The organism is Halopseudomonas sp. MFKK-1, assembly GCF_027474385.1.
In the GTDB taxonomy this organism is placed as follows: Bacteria; Pseudomonadota; Gammaproteobacteria; order Pseudomonadales; family Pseudomonadaceae; genus Halopseudomonas; species Halopseudomonas aestusnigri.
The window spans coordinates 1,605,451-1,623,111 of sequence record NZ_CP114836.1; the positions used below are offsets into that span (position 1 = coordinate 1,605,451).

Below are 17,661 nucleotides of genomic sequence, written 5' to 3' on the forward strand. Positions count from 1 at the left end.
CGTCTCAGCCCTGTGCGCGGGCGAAGTAGTGTGCCAGTGCCGCCAGGGTGAAGCCGTCGTCCAGCGTGCCGTCTTGCAGCAGCGCCGGCAGATCGTCCAAGGGCACGGCTTCGACAGCGAGTACCTCGCCGTCGGGGCTGCCAACCAGATCGGTGGAGGTCAGCTCGGCGAGATAAAGGTCGACGCAACTGGCCAGAATCGCCGAGTTGGGACGATAGCGACCAAGTCGTGTCAATTGCTCTGGTGTGGCGCGGTAACCGGTTTCTTCGTGCAGCTCTCGGCAGGCGCATTGCAGGCTGCTTTCGCCTGACTCGCCATAACCACGGGGTATTTCCAGCATGACCTGCTCGCCTTGGGCCGGGCGCTTCACGCGGACCAGCAGTGCCTTCCGTGCATCCACCACCGCGAGCACCGCCGCGCCGTTGTTTGCGCCACTTTCCTCAACCCAGTGAAAGCCCTCCTCCCGGACAACCTTGAACCAGGGGTTCTCGTAAACCGTGCTCATTTGATCTCCAGGCCCATGAAGCTGCGCATGCGCGGATACAACCCAAACCAGTTGCGGCGGGTCATATAGGACTCGCCGGTTTCCATCATCTTGTCCTCAAGATAGTCGAGTGCCTCGTCGGTGAGGAACTTGATTACCTCGCCTGCGCCCAGACTCGAGATGAAGTTGAACACCTTGATCGGGTACTGAACCAGTTCAATTTCCCTGCGCAGGGCCTTGAAGGCAATGCTGGAATCGAGCACCTGCTCGGGAACGCCCTGCAGAAACCGAATGTTGTCCTGCAAAAAGCCCTCGGACGCCTTGGCGAACAGTGAATTGTAGGCCGGGTCGATCAACTCGAAGCGCAGCGCCTCAAGCCCTGCCTGACCGCGCTCACGGAAAAACTGCTCGGCATACAGGTACCAGTCCGAGCGCGAATATTTGCTCAGCCCGCCGAGCCTGAACAGCTGGTAGTCGCCGTCATGCTCAAAGTAGCCGCCGGAGCCGGGCAGGGTGTCCAGGCGGCGCAAGACTTCCTGCTGCAGTGCCTCGCGGGGCACACTGACGTCGTCCAGCACCGGCTGCAGTTCGCTCAGCGCGGCCTGCAGTTTGCGCAGGCGCTCGGCCATGACCGTGCGCTGTTGCCGGTCCAGCTCCCCCTTGCGCGGGCGACCCGGCAGGCTGGACAGAATGAAGTTGTCGGGCAGGGCATCGTAGTACTCCTGCAACGTGGCGAAGCGCGACAGGCCGAAGCCGCGGATAACAAATTTGCCCTTGCCCTCTTCGTTGAGGTACTTGATCACGTTCATCTGGCCGAGGGCGTTGGCCAGCTCAAGGTTGTCGATCAGGGTGTTGGGTGGCAGTACCACTCCATCAGCAAAGGCCAGGCCGGTCAGAAAGCGTTTGCGCAACTCTTCGTGGCCGTGGGCGTGCACCGAGTCACAGTTGGCCAGCAGCAGTTTTTCCTTGAACAGCACGGTGTTCCATCTCCTCGGACAGTCGCGTGCCATCATAGCGACCTTTGTCTCCGGGAGCGATCTGGCTGCTGGCGCTTTTCAACTGTTTTTCAAACGCTTACATGCCGTTCATCCACTCTGTTGGCGGGTTGCGATGACGCGCATGCAGCGGCGCCAGCGCCTCGGCGTAATCGAGCAGCAGGTCCATGGCCCAGTCGGCGCGGGCGCGGATGCGCAGGTCGTCTTCGCTGGTCGGTTCGCCCGGATTCATGACCTGCTCCACGTTGCGCACGATCAGGTGCTCCGGCAGGTAGCAGATGCGACAGTTCTTGTAACTGGAGGCGCGCAGCTCGGCCAGTGGGTAGCTGCCGCCCTGGCCGCCGGAGACGCCGACCAGCAGCGCCGGTTTGTGCGCCAGTTCGGCGCGACCGGCGTACATGAACAGGTTTTTCAGTGCCGGGCTGGCCATGCCGTGCCATTCCGGGCTGATGACAGCCAGCGCGTCGGCGCTGCGCAGGGTCGCAGAAATCGCCGGCCAGACGCCGTTGCTGTCAGCTTCGGGCCACAGCGGCAGTGGCTGCTGGCCGAGTTCGATGACACTGGTTTCGCAGTCCCTGGCTTGCAGGCTGGCGGCCAGCCAGTACGCCACCTTGGCGCTCTGGCTGTTTTGCTGGCTGGAACCGGCGATCAGGGCAATATGACGACTCATTGGCTTACCTCAGGATTGAGTTCGGGTGTGGCTTTGGCTTTGGGCTTGCGTACCAGCGGCCAGAACAGCTCCTGCGTCCAGCTGACCGGGCCGAGGTTCTCGATGCCGTACTTGGGCGGCCGGCGACGGGTGATCTTGGCGGTGCCGAACAGAATGTCCCAGAAGAACAGCAGGTTGCCGAAGTTGCCCTTGTAGTTGGTTACGCCATCCTCGGCACTCAGTCCGTGGTGAGCAGAGTGGGTGGAGGGGGTGGAGATGGTGCGCTCGACGACCCACATGACCGGCGTCAGCCACTTGAACTGATACAGCTTGGCGTCCCACGGCACGCTGCTGTGGGCGCCGTAGATAACGCACATCTTGAGAATCAGATACACAAAGTAGACGTGTGCCAGGCCCAGATAGATGAGGATGCCCGAGAACCAGATACCGGGCATCAGCAGGTAGTAGAAGCTGTTGTTGCGGTAGACGATGCGGATGCTCATGTACCTGGCCGAGTGGTGCGCTCGGTGCAGGTCATAGAGGAACGGCACCTTGTGTGCGAGGCGATGCCACCAGTACTGGGTCATGTCATCGAACAGCAGAAACAGGGCGAAGCCGGCCAGCCACGGAATCCCGCTCAGGGCACCTTTCCACTCGGGGGCCAGTGTGCCCATGATCGCGCCGCTGGCGAACGTAATGAACGGAACGGTTACGCCGAGCAGCAGCGTTGAACCGATGATCTCGATCAGCGCGTCACGGCGCTGACCGGCCGGCTGGAAAAAGCGGCCGAGGATGAGCTCAAGCAGGATGAAGGAGAAAAAGATCCCGGCGACGATGACGGCGGGGTTCAGGCTTGTTGTTATTGTTTCCATGCTAACCTCTGCGGGCGGTTTGATTGACTCGACTTCCAGCCAATAAGAATCCAAATCGGATCGGTCCAACATGCGTGCAGAGGACAAAAACAGGGTTGAATCGGCCAAGGTGTCGATTCAGCGCTTTCATCACGGCCCACTTGGCAAGGTCTTGCAGCGTTTCCTGCACGAGCGTGGCGACCGTGACGATTTCGATCTGGTGGCGCTTGAGCAGCTCTGGCACAGGGCGGCAGAGCATGATCCGGCCATTGGCCTGCATCTGTTCTCGCTGTTTACTCCGCAGGACTGGCATGTGCTGGCCTGCCTTGGCTTCTACGCAGCCAACCCGCAGCAGTCGCTGGACTGCTGGGTGCGCTACCAGTCATTGGCCTCGTCCATGGACTCGATCCGGTCGGTGAAGGCCGACGGCATGACCGGGGTCAGCATTCGGGTGCATGCAGCAGCCGGGCTGGAGCGCTATCTGGTCGAGCACTACATGAATATGGCGGTAACCCAGATGCGGGCAGCGGCTCAGATCGCGCTGACGCCGGTACGGGTGTGTCTGCGTCACCGGAAACCGGACTATCACGAGGCCTATCGGCCGGCGCTGGGCGAGTGCGTGGAGTTTGCCGCTGCCGAGAATCAGTTGTGGTTTAGCGACGCGGACATGCAGCACGCCCATCCCGGTGCCAACCGGGCGATGTTTGAGCTGGTGTGTTGCGAGCTGGACCGACGCCTGGCGCAGCAGCAACAATTTGGCGGTACGGCCGGGCAGGTGGCGGCGCTGGTTCGTCGTGGTCTGCTGGACGGGGTGCAGGTGTCGCTGGAATAGGTCGCGCCGGCTTTGCATCTGAGCACTCGAACATTGCGCCGACGTCTTCAGGATCAGGGCCTGAATTTTCGTCAGTTGCTGGACCTGGTGCGCGCCGAACTGGATCAGTACCTGGCCCTGCAGGGGCTGACCCGGGCGCAGATTGCGGACCGGCTGGGTTATGGTGACACCGCCGCCTACCTGCACGCGCGCAAGCGCTGGCAGCCTCAGGTCAGCTCCTTGGCGGCTGACACCAGCGCCTGAAACAGGCGTCTCTGACGCTGCAGGAACAGCAGAAACTCCGGGTGCCACTGCACGCCGATAACAAAGCTGCGCCCCGGCGCCTCGATGGCCTGGGGAATCTGGTCCAGATCCCGGGCGCTGATGACCAGGCCATCACCCACCCGATTGATCGCCTGGTTGTGCAGGCTGTTGATCCGAGCCCGCTGGCGGCCCAGCAGGCGTGCCAGATGGCTGTCCGGCTCCACGCAGAGCGTTTTCAGCGGCAGCACGGTACGTCGATGCGAGGTCAGCTTGCGTCGTGAGCGCAGGTCCTGAAACAGGTTGCCGCCGCAGCGCACGTTGAGCAGCTGTGCGCCGCGGCAGATGCCCAGCAGCGGCAGCCCGTGGCTGAGGGCATGGTCGATGACGGCGGACTCGAGGCGGTCCCGGGCGCCGTCGTAGCGTGGCTTGACCTCGGGCTCGGCGGCGTAGAGTACCGGGTCAATGTCGTGCCCGCCGGTAATGACCACGCCCTGATAGCGTTGTGCGCGCTCTTCGTCGCCAGGCCTGAGCTGCAGCGGGATGCCGCCATAGCGGCGTATCGCCCAGGCCACCAGAAAGCGTGGCCCTGTGGCGCCGCGGTCTGGGCCGGTGATGGCGATCACGGGCTTCTTCATGCCGTATCCTTTTGCAGCCAGTCACGTTCCAGCTGCCGTGGCCAGCTGTCCAGCAGTCGGCCCAGCCCCTGTTGCTGCCACTGCTGATAGGCCTTGCAGCAGCCTTGCAGGCGCTCATGATCGGCCGCCAGTTTCTCGACCTCGAGCCAGTCGTTCCAGGCCTCGGTCATATCCCAGTCGGGCTCATCAATGCGGCAGTCCGGCAGCCGGTAGTGAAAGGTCGGCCTGGCCTTGATCAGCGGGTCCTGGGTGCAGGCGAGCACCCGTTCCTCGTCCAGATGACGAAACAGTGGCAGCATATCCAGCGCACGGTTGCGGGTCGGGTTGTGCTTCAGGTAGTCGTCTATCAACTGGGCATGGTCGGGCCAGTAGTCGGGGTCGGTAACCAGGCTGACGTAATCGGCCGGGAACGGATCAACGTAGGTCGTGATACGGCGCGTCAGGTTTACTTGCGCCCGCTCGTTCATCCAGTCGTAGAGACACAGAAAGGCCTTCAGATAGGCACACAGGGTGCGGCTGTCGGCGTCCGGAATTTCCGGATTGAACTGCATGCCGAAGGCGTTGGTAAGGCGGTCGCTGGTGCCCTTGGCTCCTGCCTCGCGCAGCTGGTGGATCAGCTCGTTGATCTCGTCCAGGCGGTCCAGCGGCAACGGCGGGCTAACCAGCTCGACCGGCACCAGCGATTCAGCCATCCAGATCAGGGCATCCTCGGCCGAACCGAGAAGTTCTGCCGACTCGTCACCCTGCGGTCGCGGCTCACGGCCGATTTTCTTGATCCACTGCGAGTCCAGCTCAACCACCCAGTCGCCAGCCGGGTCACCGGTCAGGCGTCGCTCGCAGCGGCCTGGCTGTTCGATTCGATAGCCGCCTCTGGCAGCGACCAGCGTGCTCAACCGGTCCAGATCGATGCCGTTCATCTCCAGCTCAACGCCGACGCGACGCTGCGCTCCCTCTGCGGTCTGCTGTCTTGGGGGCATGACCAGTGCGAGGGGACTGTCATCCATGGCGTACTCCTTTGCGTTGCTCAGCGGTGGCGACAGGGCGTTTGCGCTGAACTGGTGTAGTATTCTCGTCGTTGGTTCTCTTGTATCCACTCACACAGGTATGACATGAGCAAGCTTTCCGAGTTTCGCGCCGCCGAGCGTCAATTGGCCGCCCAGCTGGCCCAGCTGGAAAAGATGAAGCAGGACTCCGGGTTGCAGCAGGAGCTGGCCTTTAACGATGCCCTGCGGGCACTCATGGATGAGTATGGCCTGTCCAACCGTCAGGTGCTGGCGATTCTGAGGTCCGCACCGGGCAACTGAGGTGGTGGCCAGCACAGAACCGAAGAAACATGCCGAGCCGCCCGGCAAGCGGGCGCTGCTTGATGCCGCCGAGCGCCTGGCCGCCAGCAGCCGGTGTGTGACCAGTCTGGGGTTGCGCGAACTTGCCCGTGAGGCGGGTCTCAATCCCAATACCTTCTACCGTCACTTCCGTGATATGGAAGACCTCGGCCTGCAGTTGCTGAGACAGTCCAAAAGCGAGTTGCGCTCGGCGCTGCAAGCCCTGCGTCGTCAGGCAGCGACCGAGGTCGAGCAGGGTACCGGCGAGCCGGGTGTAAGCAAGGGGCGCGCTGTGTGTCGGCAGACGCTGCGACTGTATTTCGATTACGTGCACACCCATCGCGATCGGGTGCTGATCGCCCTGCGCGAGCTGCATGGGCCCTCGGCGTTGCTGCGCGAGGAGTTGCGTCGGCAGATGGACGAGTTTGCCGACGATATGGCCGAGGATATTCGCGAGCTGCGGCTGATTCCTGAGCGGGTCAGTCCGGCGCAGCTGCGCCGGGTTGCTGGCATGGTCAACCGCAACATGCTCTATCAGTCGCTTGATTATCTGGGTGACCCTGCGCGCCGTAGCGACATTCTTGCGCTGGCAGAGGAGCAGGTACTGATGCTGTTCCGTGGTGCCGTCAGCCTGCTTGACCAGGGTGAATTGCGCCCCTGAACAGGCTGTTGATTGTCCCGCCGATTTCACTAATTCCTGTCAACTGGCTATCATTGTGCTGCTTTTGTTGGGAAAGCGCTTCGCATTGACACGGCCGCCTGGCGGATTGGATGTTTTTGCTGCACACCCTTTGTGGTGTCTTTGTGGTGTGCACCTCACTGCCTTTAGGGGCTGTCAATTGGTGTCGCTGCGCCGTTATTGCGGTGCCGTCGACACGTCATCGGGCATAGCCCGCACTGAAGTATCGGAGCATCTTTAGATGGCAAGAGAACCATTGAACGAGCACGACTCTAACGCCGATCCAATCGGCCATGACGGTATCCCGGCGCCGACCGGTGATGCCAACCTGATCGATACCGACTACGTAATTGGTCAGGACAACATTTCCGGCAGCTTTGTGCTGAACCTGGATATCCACGGCAAGGTCTTCATCATTTCAGCGCTCTCGGTCGTGCTGTTTGTGGTGCTGACCCTGGCACTGCAGACCGAAGTGGCGCCGCTGTTTACCGCCCTGCGCAACTGGCTGACTGGCAATCTGGCGTGGTTTTTCATCGGTGCCGCCAACATATTCGTCATCCTCTGCCTCGGCTTGATCGTCTCGCCGCTGGGCAAGGTGCGTCTTGGCGGTATGGAGGCCAAACCCGATTACGGCTACCTCGGCTGGTTTTCCATGCTGTTCGCTGCCGGCATGGGGATTGGTTTGATGTTTTACGGCGTATCCGAGCCGATGTCGCACTTCTCTTCATCGCTGGGCGGGGTCTCAGTTGGCGAGGACGGCCTGCGTACCGACTGGGCGCCGCTGGGTGCCGCCGCAGGCGATACCGAGGCAGCAGCGCGCCTGGGGATGGCGGCGACCATTTTCCACTGGGGGCTGCACCCCTGGGCGATCTATGCGGTGGTGGCGCTGGCGCTGGCGCTGTTCTCTTTCAACAAGGGGCTGCCGTTGACCATTCGCTCGATCTTCTACCCGATTCTCGGGGAGCGGGTCTGGGGCTGGCCGGGGCACGTCATTGACACCCTGGCGGTCTTCGCGACGCTGTTTGGTCTGGCGACATCACTAGGCTTCGGTGCCGAGCAGGCAACTGCCGGTCTGCATTACCTGTTTGACGTTGGCTCCGGCAATGTCACCAAGGTGCTGCTGATTACCGGGATCACCGGTCTGGCCCTGCTTTCGGTTGTCGCCGGTCTGGACAAGGGGGTCAAGCGCCTGTCGGAGATCAACATGGTACTGGCCATCGTGCTGATGGGCTTTGTCATCATTGTCGGCCCGACGCTGGCCATTGCCACCGGCTTTTTCGACAATCTGCTGGCGTATCTTGCCAACCTGCCGGCACTGTCAAACCCGGTTGGCCGTGAGGATGCCAACTTTACCCAGGGCTGGACTGCCTTTTACTGGGCCTGGTGGATCAGTTGGTCGCCCTTTGTCGGCATGTTTATCGCTCGGGTCAGCCGCGGTCGCACCGTGCGTGAGTTCCTGATTGCGGTGTTGCTGGTACCTTCACTGGTGTCGGTACTGTGGATGACGGCCTTTGGCGGTACCGCAATCGGTCAGTTCGTGGCCGATGGGTTCACCGGCGTACAGGACGCCGCGCTTGAGCTGAAGCTGTTCGCCATGCTTGGAGAGTTGCCTCTGACCGCGATTACCTCCTTTGTCGGCATCGTACTGGTCATTGTGTTCTTCGTTACCTCGTCCGACTCCGGATCGCTGGTGATCGACACCATCACCGCCGGTGGCAAGGTCAATGCGCCGGTGCCGCAGCGGGTGTTCTGGGTCATCAGTGAAGGCGTGGTTGCGATCGCGCTGCTGCTGGGTGGTGGCCTGGCGGCGCTGCAGGCGATGTCGGTGTCGACCGGGCTGCCGTTTACCATCGTGCTGCTGGTTGGCTGTATCGCGATCATCAAGGGGCTGATGAGCGAACCGCGCTGATCGCCGTCTGCCGGATAAGGCCGCTCCCCTGGCAGGGAGCGGCTTTTTTTGTTTGCCTATTCAATACCAGAGTTCGCGTAGCGGGGTGTCTGGCCGATAGTGGGTCAGTACTTGCGCCTGCAGCAGCTCAGCGGTCGCCAGCGCATCGGTCAGCGCGTGGTGGGCGTGGTAGTGCGGCAGACCGTAGCGCTGGCGGCTGTCCGCCAGGCGGATGGATTCGATCTCGCGTCCGAACAGGCGGGCCAGCCATCCGGGCTGGGCGCTGCCGCGGTGCATTCGGGCTTCGAGCTGCATGGTATCAATAACCGGGAAAAACAGCGGCTCACCCAGATACTGACGGGCAGCTCGATCAAGAAAGGCGCGTTCCAGTGCCCGGTAGTGAACCACCATGATGCGCCCGGCCATGGCCTCCAGCAGGCGGTTCAGGGTGCTGGCAGGGTCTGACGCCTGGCGAATATCAGAGTGGGTGATGCGGTGGTAGGTGATTGACTCCTCGCTCAGCGGAATGTCGGGTTTTACCACCTCGTAGAAGGCCTCGCGACAGCGGATACGCTGCAGGTTGAAGGGCATCAGTCCGATGCTGACGATGGCATCACGGCGTGCATCCAGGCCAGTGGTTTCGATATCCAGTGCCGCCAGCGGCACCTCTTCCAGCGGCGTGTCACCAGCAGGGCAGCCGGCGCGGTAGTACGCCTGCAAGCCGGGCTGGCTGCTGCGTTCGGCCAGTCTGGCCAGCTCGGTCGGCCACTCAGGCGTGCGCGTGTCGACGGCGTTGGCGGCGGGGTTGAAGCGGATCATAGGGTGCGGGTGACCGGCAGGTGCGGGTAGCGAAAGCGCAGGAACTTCTGGGCGTTACTCAGCACCTGAAAGGCTTCCTTGAGGTTGTGCCGCTCGACGGTGGGTACCTTTTCCGGCTCAATTTCGTTGTCCGGTTCGATGCCGTCCTCGATATCCATGGCCTGGTGGCGGATGCGTACCAGCGACAGGAACTCCAGCGCATAGCGCAGCCGCTCCAGTGATTCCGGCGGCATCAACTTGGTGGCGGCGATGGCATCCAGTCGCTCGAACGAGTTCTGCGCCCGTGAGCCACAGGCCAGTGCATGCACTCGGATCAGATCGGTCAGTGGCGCGGTGCCGCGGCGCTTGAGGTTGATTACATCGCGTTGACGGCCGTCCTTCTCCATCACGAAGGTACGAAAGATGCCCAATGGTGGCGTGCGGTTCAGCGCATTGCGGGCAAGGGCTGCGAGAAAGGGCTCGTTGCTGCTGGCGCGCTCTGCCAGCAATTCCTGCAGCTCTTCCACCAGTGCTGACTCGCCATAGACCGCATCCAGATCGAAGAAAATGCAACTGTTGAGCAGGGCCTCTGCCTTGGGGCGCTCGATCCAGTCGATAAAGTATTTGCGCCAGACCGACAGCGGCTGGCGCCATTTCGGGTTGGTCGCCATGATGCCGCCCTTGCAATAGGTGTAGCCGCAGGCGGCCAGGCCATCGCTGACGAAGGTGGCCAGTTTGAAAAAGTAATCGTCATGCAGGGCCGGGTCGAAGCTGTCGTCCAGTACCAGCGCGTTGTCCTGATCGGATACGACCAGCTGCTCGTCCCGCGCCATGGAGCCGAGCGCCATAAAGGCGTATGGGACCGGCGGCGGGCCGAGTTCGTCTTCGGCCAGCTCCAGCAGACGCTGGCTGAAGCTGCGACCAATGCCCGACATGGCACTGCCGATCATGTGTGCGCTGGCTTCATCGCGGGCCATGCGCACGAAGGTGGCGCGCACATCGGGCAGCAGGGCCTGCAACTCGGCTACCGATTTCTTGTTGTAAATCGCACTGACAAGATAAAGGCTGCTCTGGGATTCGTACTTGATGATGTCGCTCAGGTTGATCAGTCCGATCGGGCGACGACGCTTGACCACCGGCAGATGGTGGATATTGTTGCGCAGCATGCTGAGCATGGCTTCAAACACGGTGTCGTCACCCTGAACGGTAATCGGGTTGGGTGACATGACCGCGCTGACCGGCGTGTCCAGTGGCAAGCCTTCGGCCAGTACCCGGGTGCGGAAGTCGCGGTCGGTAATGATGCCGACCATCACCCCGTGCTGGGCATCGGCTACCGGAACGCGATCCGGATTGGGCCACTGGCTGTGCGGGTCCACGACTACCAGCGATGACACGCTTTGCGCCGTCATGACCTGCGCAGCCTCCTGCACGCTGGTGTTCAGCGGTACGGTGACCGGCAGGCGGGATATCAGCTTGCGCACCTTGATCTTCATCAGCTCGCTGGCGCGGCCGTTTTCGACTGCGGCTTTCAGACGTGACTGGCCCTCGGCTTCGACAAAGTCGGCAAAGTGCTCATGCTGTTCACAAAGTTGGTCGAACAGCGTGCCGGGGATGTAGTAAATCAGCGTGTCTTCGATAGCGCGGGCTGGAAAGCGCACACGGTTGCGTCGCAGCAGGCCGAAATGGCCGAAAATATCGCCTTCGCCCAGGCGGTTGTAGAGATCGCCACCGCGGCGAAAGATATCGACCGCGCCGCTGCGGATGTAGTGCAGCTCGTGAATTTCCTGATTAAAGGCAAGAATATCTGTTCCCGCCTTGAAGTAGCCGATCTCGACCTGCCGGGCAATCTCGTCCAGCAGCTCCTCGGGCAGCTCGTCGAACGGCGGGAAGCGGCTCAGGTGGTCGCGAATCTCGATCAGTTCAATCTGCATGTGGCATCCGGTTCGGGTGTGGGGAGTGCAGCTGTTGCCAGTGTAATGGCTATGGCGCCAGCGGTCAGGTCGGTTGCTGCAGGGTTGTCAGCTCTTTGCGCAGAAACTCGCGGAACAACCGCACCCTGGCGGGGGCCTGAGCGCCGCTGAGAGTGATTGCGTAAAGGGTTCCGGTTGCTACCTGCCAGTCGGCAAGAATCGGTACCAGCTCGCCGCGGGCCAGACTCTGGCGGGCAATCAGGTCCGGCAGGGGGCCGATACCAGCGCCGTTGCACAGCAGTTGGTGGGCACTGGCGTAGTCGCTGGTGCGCATGACCGGCTTCAGGGTCAGGCTGGTCCCATGCCCGCGACTGTCGTTCAGCAGCAGGGTTGTTGCGCCGACCCGCTCACGACAGGCCAGCAATTGATGCCCGGCCAGGTGGGCAGGCTGGCTCGGCGGCTCGCGTTCAGCGAGATAGCCTGGTGAGCAATACAGCCCGATGCGGAAGTTCACCAGCGCAGAGGCGCGATAGCTCATGTCCGGCAGGTTGCCCGGCGTAGCGCGCAGGGCCAGATCGATACGATGGGCGCTGAGGTCCAGTGGGGTGTCGGTCAGCAGCAGCTCGATGTCGATTTGCGGATACTGCGCGCGGAACCGTGTAAGCAGCAACGGCAACACGCCAACTCCCAGGTCCAGCGGTGCGGTCAGGCGCAGATGACCGGCTGGCACGTCCTGCGCGGCGCGGGCGCTGGCGCTGGCGTCGGCCAGCAAGGTCAGGGCGTCGCGGGCCTTCAGATAGAACGTGGTGCCTTCCTCGGTTGCCGATACCGACCGAGGGGTGCGCGCCAGCAGGGCGACGCCGAGGCGTTGCTCCAGGCGCGACAGGCGGCGGCTGATACTGCCTTTGGTTTCTCCCCGTTCACGGGCGGCGGCGGAAAGAGTGCCAAACTCGATGACAGCGCAAAAGGCGTACAGGTCTTCGAGTGATCCGCCCAAGGTTTCCGATTTGTTAACCATGGGTTCCCTTTTTGCAGTCTTCTTTCGTTTTGGAAACCAACATACTCTGCTCTCCATCAACTCAACGCAACCTTTGGAGACACATCATGAGCAACCAACACACAGCTACCCCCGGCCTGGCCATTTTTGAACGTCTGGCCCCGCTGGGCTATCCGCTGATTCGTATTACCGCCGGTCTGATGCTGATGCCGCACGGCGCGCAGAAGCTGTTTGGCTGGTTTGGCGGCTACGGTCTGGAAGCAACCGGCCAGTTCTTTGAAGGTTCGCTGGGCATGTCACCCGGGATTCTGTTTGCGCTGCTGGCGGGCCTGGTCGAGTTCTTTGGTGGTTTGGCACTGGTTCTTGGCCTGCTGACCCGTCCGGCAGCGCTGGCGGTCACCTTCATGCTCGGCGTAGCGCTGACTGTGCACACGGCCAATGGCTTCTTCTGGACCAATGGCGGAATCGAATACCCGCTGCTGTGGGCACTGACTGCCTTCGGTATCTTCCTGCGCGGTGGTGACCGTTTCTCCCTGGATGCCCGCCTGGGTCTGCGTATCTGATCATTGACCGGATGGAGGACGAATGATGTCTGCCAATCGACTGCCGACGGTCTTTCTTCCCCATGGCGCCGGTCCCTGCTTCTTCATGGAGTGGGAACCGGCCGACACCTGGCAGGGCATGGAAGCCTGGTTGCGCAATCTGCTGCCGAGCCTGAATGTGGCTCCCCGCGCCCTGCTGGTGATCTCGGCCCACTGGGAAGAACCGGTCTTTACCCTGAATACCCAGGCCGCCCCCGGCCTGTTGTTTGACTACTACGGCTTTCCGCCGCACACCTACCAGCTGACCTGGCCCGCGCCGGGCGCGCCGGAGCTGGCAGCTGAGGTCGCCGAGCTGCTGGGCAAAGCGGGTTTCGATACTGCGTTCAACCACCGTCGAGGGTTTGATCACGGGGTCTTTATCCCGCTCAAGCTGGTGCGGCCCGAGGCCGATATGCCGGTGCTGCAGTTGTCGCTGCGGGCCGATATGGACCCGCAGGCCCATCTGGAGTTGGGCCGCGTGCTGGCGCCGCTGCGCGAGCAGGGTGTGCTGATCGTCGGCAGTGGCATGAGCTTTCACAATATCCCGCTGATGCGCGCCAATCTGGCGACGCCGGCGCCGGCGGTCGAGGCCTTTGATCGCTGGCTGCAGAACATGATCGTGCTGCCGCAGGCCGAGCGCGATGCTGCGCTGGCAGGCTGGCAGCAGGCGCCGGGCGCACGGCTGGCGCACCCTGATGCCGAGCATCTGCTGCCGCTGCATGTGGTGGCAGGCGCTGCTGCTGACAGCCCCGGTCGCACTGACTTTCATCAGGTTGCGATGGGCGTACCGCTGGCCGGCTTTGTATTTGCCGACTGACTCCGCCCTGGTGCACGATGACGGCTACGGGTTATGGAGGCGCGGTGATGACGTTTGATCAGGGCTTGCTGGCGCGGCTGCGTGATGCGCAGCATGTGGTGGTGTTCACCGGTGCCGGGGTGTCGGCGGAGAGCGGTATTGCCACCTTCCGCGATGCGCTGAGCGGGCTCTGGTCGCGGTTTGATCCCATGCGCCTGGCAACGCCCGAGGCTTTCGAGGATGACCCGGAGCTGGTCTGGGGCTGGTACGAGTGGCGGCGCATGCAGGTGCTGAGCACCCAGCCCAACCCGGGCCATCTGGCGATTGCCGAGCTGGCAAAGCGGGTGCCGAAGCTGACGCTGGTCACCCAGAATGTGGACGACCTGCACGAGCGCGCCGGCAGTGCCGATGCGTTGCACCTGCATGGCAGCCTGCATCAGCCGCGGTGCAGTCGGTGTGCTTCGCCATTCAGCATGCCGTCCGAACCACCGTTAGAACCTGCCGAAGGTCGGCGTCTTGCGCCGCCACGTTGCAAGCAGTGCGGCGGTCTGGTCCGGCCCGGCGTGGTCTGGTTTGGCGAGAGCCTGCCGGTCGATGCGCTCGAAGCGGCCTTTGCGGCGGCTGCTGATTGTGATCTGCTGCTCTCGGTTGGCACCTCCGGCGTGGTCTATCCAGCTGCGCAGGTGCCGGAAATTGCGCTGCAGGCCGGGGCGGCCGTGGTTCACGTCAACCCGCAGCCGCAGGCGTTGGGTGGTCAGCATGAATGGCTGTTGGCTGGCGCGGCCGGCGAAGTGCTGCCATCGTTGTTGCAAGCGGCTTTCGACGAGTAAAGCGGGAGGCATCATGGCCAGTGGCTGGGCACAGGACGGAGCGGTACAGGAGCAGATCGACGCGACACTCGATTCCGCTGTCGAGCGCGCCCGGCAGGATTTGCCCAAGGGCGAAAGTCTGAGTCACTGTGAGCACTGTGGGGAGCCGATTGCCGAGCGTCGTCGTCAGGCGTTGCCGGGTGTGCGCCTGTGTCTGGCCTGTCAGGCAGAGCAGGAGAAAGACGCCCGGTTTGACTCCGGCTATAACCGCAGCGCCAGCAAGGACAGTCAGCTGCGCTAGCTGCAAGCAGGCTGATGGCGGGCGCCACCAGCCTGTCAGGCTTACTCGGTTACCGGCTCCTGGTAGTAACCCACCGCAACCAGATAGTTGCCGACCTTGCGGATCAGGGTCTTCTTCTCTTCCGGCCGCTCGGTTACCGGGTTGGGCCAGGTGTAGGTGACGCTGTCTTCACCGGCCTCTACAGCATCCAGAATCTGTTGGCCGACGCGCAGGCCGTCGCGGTTTTTCAGATCCGGGAAGTGAATGTTGAGCAAACGCCGGCTATAGCCGTGCGCCACCATGCTCATGCTGTCCATATCCACCACGAATACATACAGGTCGTCCCGGTTGAACTCGGGGTCCAGTCGATTGATTCGGGCGATGGTAGCCTCTGCATCGTCTGCGATCGCGGCAGCCGCGTCATCCAGCAGTGCCTTGGCAGCAGCTTCGCTGGAACGTGGCAGGTAATAGCCAACGGCGAAGGTCTTTCCGTCGACCTTCTGATAGAACACCTGCTTGCGTTCCACCTTGCCGTCGTTCCAGTTCATCCAGCGGTATTCGGCGCTCGACACCGTGTCTGATTCCGGTGCCTGCAGAGCCGAGTTGAAGGCTTCCTTCAGTTCCGGGTCCAGCAGCGGCGTGATATCACGACCGATCAGGGCCGCCGACGGGCCGCCACTGGCCAGCATGTAGCCGTTCTCGTCGACCACGTAAACGTACTGGTCGCCATCGATAAATTCGCCCTGGCGGCTGAAACGGGCAAAAGCCGCGTTGCCTTCCTCGCGATAGGCAGCAATCGCCTTTTGCAGCAGTTGGGCAGCGCTGGCTGCCTGCTGTTCGTAACCTGGTTCGGCCGACGGTGGGGGCGGAGTGGGCGAAGTGGCGAAGGCCGGCGGGCACAGTGCTGCCAGGGTCAGAGCAGCAATCATGACCGGATTCTTGAAGTTCATAAGCATTCCTCTGCGGGATGTTGTTGTCGCTTGGACGCAATTGTCCTTCCTCAGCTTAGGTGGATACTGGGGGCTGTCGAGCGGGCTGATATTGTCCGGGGTCAACATCAGATCAGTTGGCCGCTCCAGTTTACTGGCTGACCCAAGTCCGAGCCCTCTGAGACGCGGCATGACGCCGCTGCGAGCGCTCGGTGAGGCTGCTATTTCGGTGCTGACGATTATTGGTCTGATGTTTTGCCTGGCGGAACACTTCTTGCTTTCATTGCTAGCAATGTTGTTTCTGATGGCTAGACAAGAGGACCCTGCAATGTTGGCTGAATCCCGCCGCGGTGTGATCTGTACCCCCCACAATGATGCCAGCGCCGCCGGAATGCGCATGCTGGAGGCCGGTGGCACTGCCATCGACGCGATGCTTGCTGCAAGCGCGACCCTGGCGGCGGTATACCCGCACATGACCGGGCTGGGCGGCGATGCACTCTGGATGCTGCACGATGGGCAGGTGCGCACCATTGTGGGGATCGGCCAGGCCGGGCAGCAGTTGCCTGAGGGTGGCCGGATTACCCTGCGTGGCCCGGCGTCGGTGGCCACCACCGCTGGCGCCATGGCGAGCTGGGAGCTGGCAGGCAAGATCAGCCGCGAGCAGTGGGGCTCACGGCTGGGCTGGCGCGATCTGCTGGAAGACGCTGTGGTGCTGGCGCGTGCCGGTGTCGAGGTGTCGGCCTCGCAGCTGTTCTGGCAGCAGCAGCGTCACGACCTGATCGAGTCGCTGCCGGATCTCAAGGCGTTGTGCCAGCAGCAGGGGCGCTGGCTGCAGACGGGAGACCGGCTGCGTCAGCCGGCGTTGGCTGACACGCTGGAACAGCTGGCGCGCCATGGCGTGCAGGACTTTTATCAGGGTGAACTGGGTGTGGCCTTTGCCGAGTCCTTTGCCCGGCTGGGCTGCGGCTTGAGTCGTGACGATCTGCTGGCGACCCGGGCCGCACTGGTCGAGCCGATCTCCATTCGTTATCGGGACGGCACCTTGTTCAACGTTGCGCCGCCCTGTCAGGGGCTGTACACCCTGCAGGCCATGGCCGCGCTGCAGAACAAGTCACTGCGCGCCTGTGGCGATGGCAGTGCGCGCTATTACCACTATCTGGTCGAGGCGATTAAACAGGGGCTGCTGCGGCGTAACGCTGAACTCTGTGATCCGGTCTTTGCGGACTGGGATTTTCGTTCCAGCCTGTCGGAAGGCTGCGGGCGCGATTACGCCGCGATCATCGACGACCACAAGGCGGCGGCCTGGAACGAGCCGGGCCGTCCGGCCGATACCGTGTGGATGGCGGCAACCGATGCTGAAGGGCGTACGGCCTGTCTGATTCAGAGTCTGTTCCATGATTTCGGCTCAGGCTGTGTGCTGGGCGACACCGGTGTGCTCTGGCAGAACCGCGCTGCCGGATTCAATGCCGACCCAACGCACCCCAATGCCTGGGCGCCGTGCAAGCGGCCCGCGCATACGCTCAACCCCTCCTGCTATCTGGCTGATGACGGCCGCCAGCTGTTTTTTGGTACCCAAGGCGGCGACGGTCAACCGCAAACGCAGATGGTGTTGGCGACTCAGCTTGTCGATTTTGCCAAGCCGATTGATGAGGCGCTGCGCACACCGCGCTTTTTGTTGGGCCGTAGTTTTTTCGACAGTACCGACAATCTCAAGCTGGAATCCGATATTGACCCGCAGGTGGCGCAGAAGCTGGCCGCGATGGGGCATGATATCGAGATGATTCCGGCGGCCAGCCCTTTTACCGGCCAGGCCGGGGCGATTGCGCTGTATCCGGACGGGCGGCGGCAGGCGATGCATGATCCGCGCGGGCAGGGCGTGGCACTGGGACAGGCGTGACCCGGTCGGTTGTATATGGCCAGCGGGCAGAGCGATAATGCGGCTGCTCCGCACCTCATGCCGGAGTGGGCACACCAGACGACGAA

Annotated in this window: 20 protein-coding genes; 10 read left to right on the forward strand and 10 right to left on the reverse strand. The window is 62.5% G+C overall.

Features of this window, described 5'->3' with window-relative positions; translation table 11 throughout:
* Positions 1 to 4 precede the first annotated feature (4 nt).
* The 4 genes from O5O48_RS07450 to O5O48_RS07465 all read right to left on the reverse strand — a co-directional run bounded on the left by O5O48_RS07450 (position 5) and on the right by O5O48_RS07465 (position 3,000).
* On the reverse strand, positions 5 to 505 hold the full coding sequence (locus O5O48_RS07450) for an NUDIX hydrolase (RefSeq protein ID WP_228246964.1): 501 nt from the start codon (positions 503 to 505) through the stop codon (positions 5 to 7).
* Complete coding sequence (locus O5O48_RS07455; protein ID WP_269688532.1) at positions 502 to 1,461, reverse strand: hypothetical protein; 960 nt, start codon at positions 1,459 to 1,461, stop codon at positions 502 to 504. The genes O5O48_RS07450 and O5O48_RS07455 overlap by 4 nt, the downstream gene beginning before the upstream one ends.
* A 97-nt stretch (positions 1,462 to 1,558) precedes the next feature.
* The gene (locus O5O48_RS07460) at positions 1,559 to 2,149 is read right to left on the reverse strand and encodes an NADPH-dependent FMN reductase (protein WP_269688533.1); all 591 of its coding nucleotides are present in this window, start codon (positions 2,147 to 2,149) and stop codon (positions 1,559 to 1,561) included.
* Positions 2,146 to 3,000, reverse strand: coding sequence for a sterol desaturase family protein (locus tag O5O48_RS07465; protein ID WP_269688534.1), 855 nt, complete (start codon positions 2,998 to 3,000; stop codon positions 2,146 to 2,148). The genes O5O48_RS07460 and O5O48_RS07465 overlap by 4 nt, the downstream gene beginning before the upstream one ends.
* A 70-nt stretch (positions 3,001 to 3,070) precedes the next feature.
* On the opposite strand from O5O48_RS07465, the gene O5O48_RS07470 reads away from it, so the two are divergent.
* Both O5O48_RS07470 and O5O48_RS07475 read left to right on the forward strand, forming a co-directional pair.
* Positions 3,071 to 3,811 carry an AraC family transcriptional regulator ligand-binding domain-containing protein gene (locus tag O5O48_RS07470; RefSeq protein WP_269688535.1) on the forward strand — a complete coding sequence of 247 codons (741 nt, stop codon included), beginning with the start codon at positions 3,071 to 3,073 and terminating at the stop codon, positions 3,809 to 3,811.
* Positions 3,812 to 3,844: 33 nt separating this feature from the next.
* Complete coding sequence (locus tag O5O48_RS07475) at positions 3,845 to 4,054, forward strand: hypothetical protein (protein ID WP_269688536.1); 210 nt, start codon at positions 3,845 to 3,847, stop codon at positions 4,052 to 4,054.
* Here O5O48_RS07475 and O5O48_RS07480 read toward each other — a convergent pair.
* Both O5O48_RS07480 and O5O48_RS07485 read right to left on the reverse strand, forming a co-directional pair.
* Complete coding sequence (locus O5O48_RS07480; RefSeq protein ID WP_269688537.1) at positions 4,018 to 4,689, reverse strand: gamma-glutamyl-gamma-aminobutyrate hydrolase family protein; 672 nt, start codon at positions 4,687 to 4,689, stop codon at positions 4,018 to 4,020. The two genes, O5O48_RS07475 and O5O48_RS07480, sit on opposite strands and share 37 nt — an antisense overlap.
* Positions 4,686 to 5,693 carry an amidoligase family protein gene (locus O5O48_RS07485; RefSeq protein ID WP_269688538.1) on the reverse strand — a complete coding sequence of 336 codons (1,008 nt, stop codon included), beginning with the start codon at positions 5,691 to 5,693 and terminating at the stop codon, positions 4,686 to 4,688. Before O5O48_RS07485 ends, O5O48_RS07480 begins: the two co-directional genes overlap by 4 nt.
* A 105-nt stretch (positions 5,694 to 5,798) precedes the next feature.
* On the opposite strand from O5O48_RS07485, the gene O5O48_RS07490 reads away from it, so the two are divergent.
* The 3 genes from O5O48_RS07490 (at position 5,799) to O5O48_RS07500 (ending at position 8,599) form a co-directional block, all read left to right on the forward strand.
* Positions 5,799 to 5,993 (forward strand): hypothetical protein, encoded by a 195-nt coding sequence (locus O5O48_RS07490; protein WP_088277286.1) that lies wholly within the window; start codon positions 5,799 to 5,801, stop codon positions 5,991 to 5,993.
* Between the two features lie 4 nt (positions 5,994 to 5,997).
* The gene (locus O5O48_RS07495) at positions 5,998 to 6,672 is read left to right on the forward strand and encodes a TetR family transcriptional regulator (protein ID WP_269688539.1); all 675 of its coding nucleotides are present in this window, start codon (positions 5,998 to 6,000) and stop codon (positions 6,670 to 6,672) included.
* A 259-nt stretch (positions 6,673 to 6,931) separates the two neighbouring features.
* The gene (locus O5O48_RS07500; protein ID WP_233048440.1) at positions 6,932 to 8,599 is read left to right on the forward strand and encodes a BCCT family transporter; all 1,668 of its coding nucleotides are present in this window, start codon (positions 6,932 to 6,934) and stop codon (positions 8,597 to 8,599) included.
* A gap of 60 nt (positions 8,600 to 8,659) precedes the next feature.
* Here O5O48_RS07500 and O5O48_RS07505 read toward each other — a convergent pair whose 3' ends face one another.
* From O5O48_RS07505 to O5O48_RS07515, 3 genes are all read right to left on the reverse strand, one after another.
* Positions 8,660 to 9,397, reverse strand: a complete 738-nt coding sequence (locus tag O5O48_RS07505) for a 3'-5' exonuclease (RefSeq protein ID WP_228246982.1) — start codon at positions 9,395 to 9,397, stop codon at positions 8,660 to 8,662.
* Positions 9,394 to 11,307: a DUF294 nucleotidyltransferase-like domain-containing protein gene (locus O5O48_RS07510; RefSeq protein ID WP_269688540.1), complete on the reverse strand. Its 1,914-nt coding sequence runs from the start codon at positions 11,305 to 11,307 to the stop codon at positions 9,394 to 9,396. The genes O5O48_RS07505 and O5O48_RS07510 overlap by 4 nt, the downstream gene beginning before the upstream one ends.
* Positions 11,308 to 11,371: 64 nt before the next feature.
* Positions 11,372 to 12,304 (reverse strand): LysR family transcriptional regulator, encoded by a 933-nt coding sequence (locus O5O48_RS07515; RefSeq protein WP_269688541.1) that lies wholly within the window; start codon positions 12,302 to 12,304, stop codon positions 11,372 to 11,374.
* Positions 12,305 to 12,390: 86 nt separating this feature from the next.
* Between O5O48_RS07515 and O5O48_RS07520 the strand changes: the two genes are divergently transcribed.
* Genes O5O48_RS07520 through O5O48_RS07535 form a run of 4 tightly spaced genes read left to right on the forward strand, consistent with a single transcriptional unit; the run spans position 12,391 to position 14,770 of the window.
* Positions 12,391 to 12,846 (forward strand): DoxX family protein, encoded by a 456-nt coding sequence (locus tag O5O48_RS07520; RefSeq protein WP_233048436.1) that lies wholly within the window; start codon positions 12,391 to 12,393, stop codon positions 12,844 to 12,846.
* A gap of 25 nt (positions 12,847 to 12,871) precedes the next feature.
* Entirely contained in the window at positions 12,872 to 13,681 is an 810-nt protein-coding gene (locus tag O5O48_RS07525) for a DODA-type extradiol aromatic ring-opening family dioxygenase (protein WP_269688542.1), read from the forward strand.
* Positions 13,682 to 13,728: 47 nt separating this feature from the next.
* The gene (locus O5O48_RS07530; protein WP_269688543.1) at positions 13,729 to 14,490 is read left to right on the forward strand and encodes an SIR2 family NAD-dependent protein deacylase; all 762 of its coding nucleotides are present in this window, start codon (positions 13,729 to 13,731) and stop codon (positions 14,488 to 14,490) included.
* Positions 14,491 to 14,503: 13 nt separating this feature from the next.
* Complete coding sequence (locus tag O5O48_RS07535) at positions 14,504 to 14,770, forward strand: DksA/TraR family C4-type zinc finger protein (RefSeq protein ID WP_104739396.1); 267 nt, start codon at positions 14,504 to 14,506, stop codon at positions 14,768 to 14,770.
* A 41-nt stretch (positions 14,771 to 14,811) separates the two neighbouring features.
* Here O5O48_RS07535 and O5O48_RS07540 read toward each other — a convergent pair whose 3' ends face one another.
* Complete coding sequence (locus tag O5O48_RS07540) at positions 14,812 to 15,699, reverse strand: cache domain-containing protein (protein WP_269688544.1); 888 nt, start codon at positions 15,697 to 15,699, stop codon at positions 14,812 to 14,814.
* A gap of 307 nt (positions 15,700 to 16,006) precedes the next feature.
* On the opposite strand from O5O48_RS07540, the gene O5O48_RS07545 reads away from it, so the two are divergent.
* Positions 16,007 to 17,575: a gamma-glutamyltransferase family protein gene (locus O5O48_RS07545; protein WP_233048432.1), complete on the forward strand. Its 1,569-nt coding sequence runs from the start codon at positions 16,007 to 16,009 to the stop codon at positions 17,573 to 17,575.
* The last annotated feature ends 86 nt before the right edge of the window (positions 17,576 to 17,661 follow it).

Excerpts from the sequence above, each read along its gene's own strand:
- O5O48_RS07450 (WP_228246964.1), bottom strand. The coding sequence starts at position 505 with ATGAGCACGGTTTACGAGAACCCCTGGTTCAAGGTTGTCCGGGAGGAG.
- O5O48_RS07460 (WP_269688533.1), bottom strand. The coding sequence starts at position 2,149 with ATGAGTCGTCATATTGCCCTGATCGCCGGTTCCAGCCAGCAAAACAGC.
- O5O48_RS07465 (WP_269688534.1), bottom strand. The coding sequence starts at position 3,000 with ATGGAAACAATAACAACAAGCCTGAACCCCGCCGTCATCGTCGCCGGG.
- O5O48_RS07470 (WP_269688535.1), top strand. The coding sequence starts at position 3,071 with ATGCGTGCAGAGGACAAAAACAGGGTTGAATCGGCCAAGGTGTCGATT.
- O5O48_RS07480 (WP_269688537.1), bottom strand. The coding sequence starts at position 4,689 with ATGAAGAAGCCCGTGATCGCCATCACCGGCCCAGACCGCGGCGCCACA.
- O5O48_RS07485 (WP_269688538.1), bottom strand. The coding sequence starts at position 5,693 with ATGGATGACAGTCCCCTCGCACTGGTCATGCCCCCAAGACAGCAGACC.
- O5O48_RS07490 (WP_088277286.1), top strand. The coding sequence starts at position 5,799 with ATGAGCAAGCTTTCCGAGTTTCGCGCCGCCGAGCGTCAATTGGCCGCC.
- O5O48_RS07500 (WP_233048440.1), top strand. The coding sequence starts at position 6,932 with ATGGCAAGAGAACCATTGAACGAGCACGACTCTAACGCCGATCCAATC.
- O5O48_RS07505 (WP_228246982.1), bottom strand. The coding sequence starts at position 9,397 with ATGATCCGCTTCAACCCCGCCGCCAACGCCGTCGACACGCGCACGCCT.
- O5O48_RS07510 (WP_269688540.1), bottom strand. The coding sequence starts at position 11,307 with ATGCAGATTGAACTGATCGAGATTCGCGACCACCTGAGCCGCTTCCCG.
- O5O48_RS07515 (WP_269688541.1), bottom strand. The coding sequence starts at position 12,304 with ATGGTTAACAAATCGGAAACCTTGGGCGGATCACTCGAAGACCTGTAC.
- O5O48_RS07520 (WP_233048436.1), top strand. The coding sequence starts at position 12,391 with ATGAGCAACCAACACACAGCTACCCCCGGCCTGGCCATTTTTGAACGT.
- O5O48_RS07525 (WP_269688542.1), top strand. The coding sequence starts at position 12,872 with ATGTCTGCCAATCGACTGCCGACGGTCTTTCTTCCCCATGGCGCCGGT.
- O5O48_RS07530 (WP_269688543.1), top strand. The coding sequence starts at position 13,729 with ATGACGTTTGATCAGGGCTTGCTGGCGCGGCTGCGTGATGCGCAGCAT.
- O5O48_RS07535 (WP_104739396.1), top strand. The coding sequence starts at position 14,504 with ATGGCCAGTGGCTGGGCACAGGACGGAGCGGTACAGGAGCAGATCGAC.
- O5O48_RS07540 (WP_269688544.1), bottom strand. The coding sequence starts at position 15,699 with ATGAACTTCAAGAATCCGGTCATGATTGCTGCTCTGACCCTGGCAGCA.
- O5O48_RS07545 (WP_233048432.1), top strand. The coding sequence starts at position 16,007 with ATGTTGGCTGAATCCCGCCGCGGTGTGATCTGTACCCCCCACAATGAT.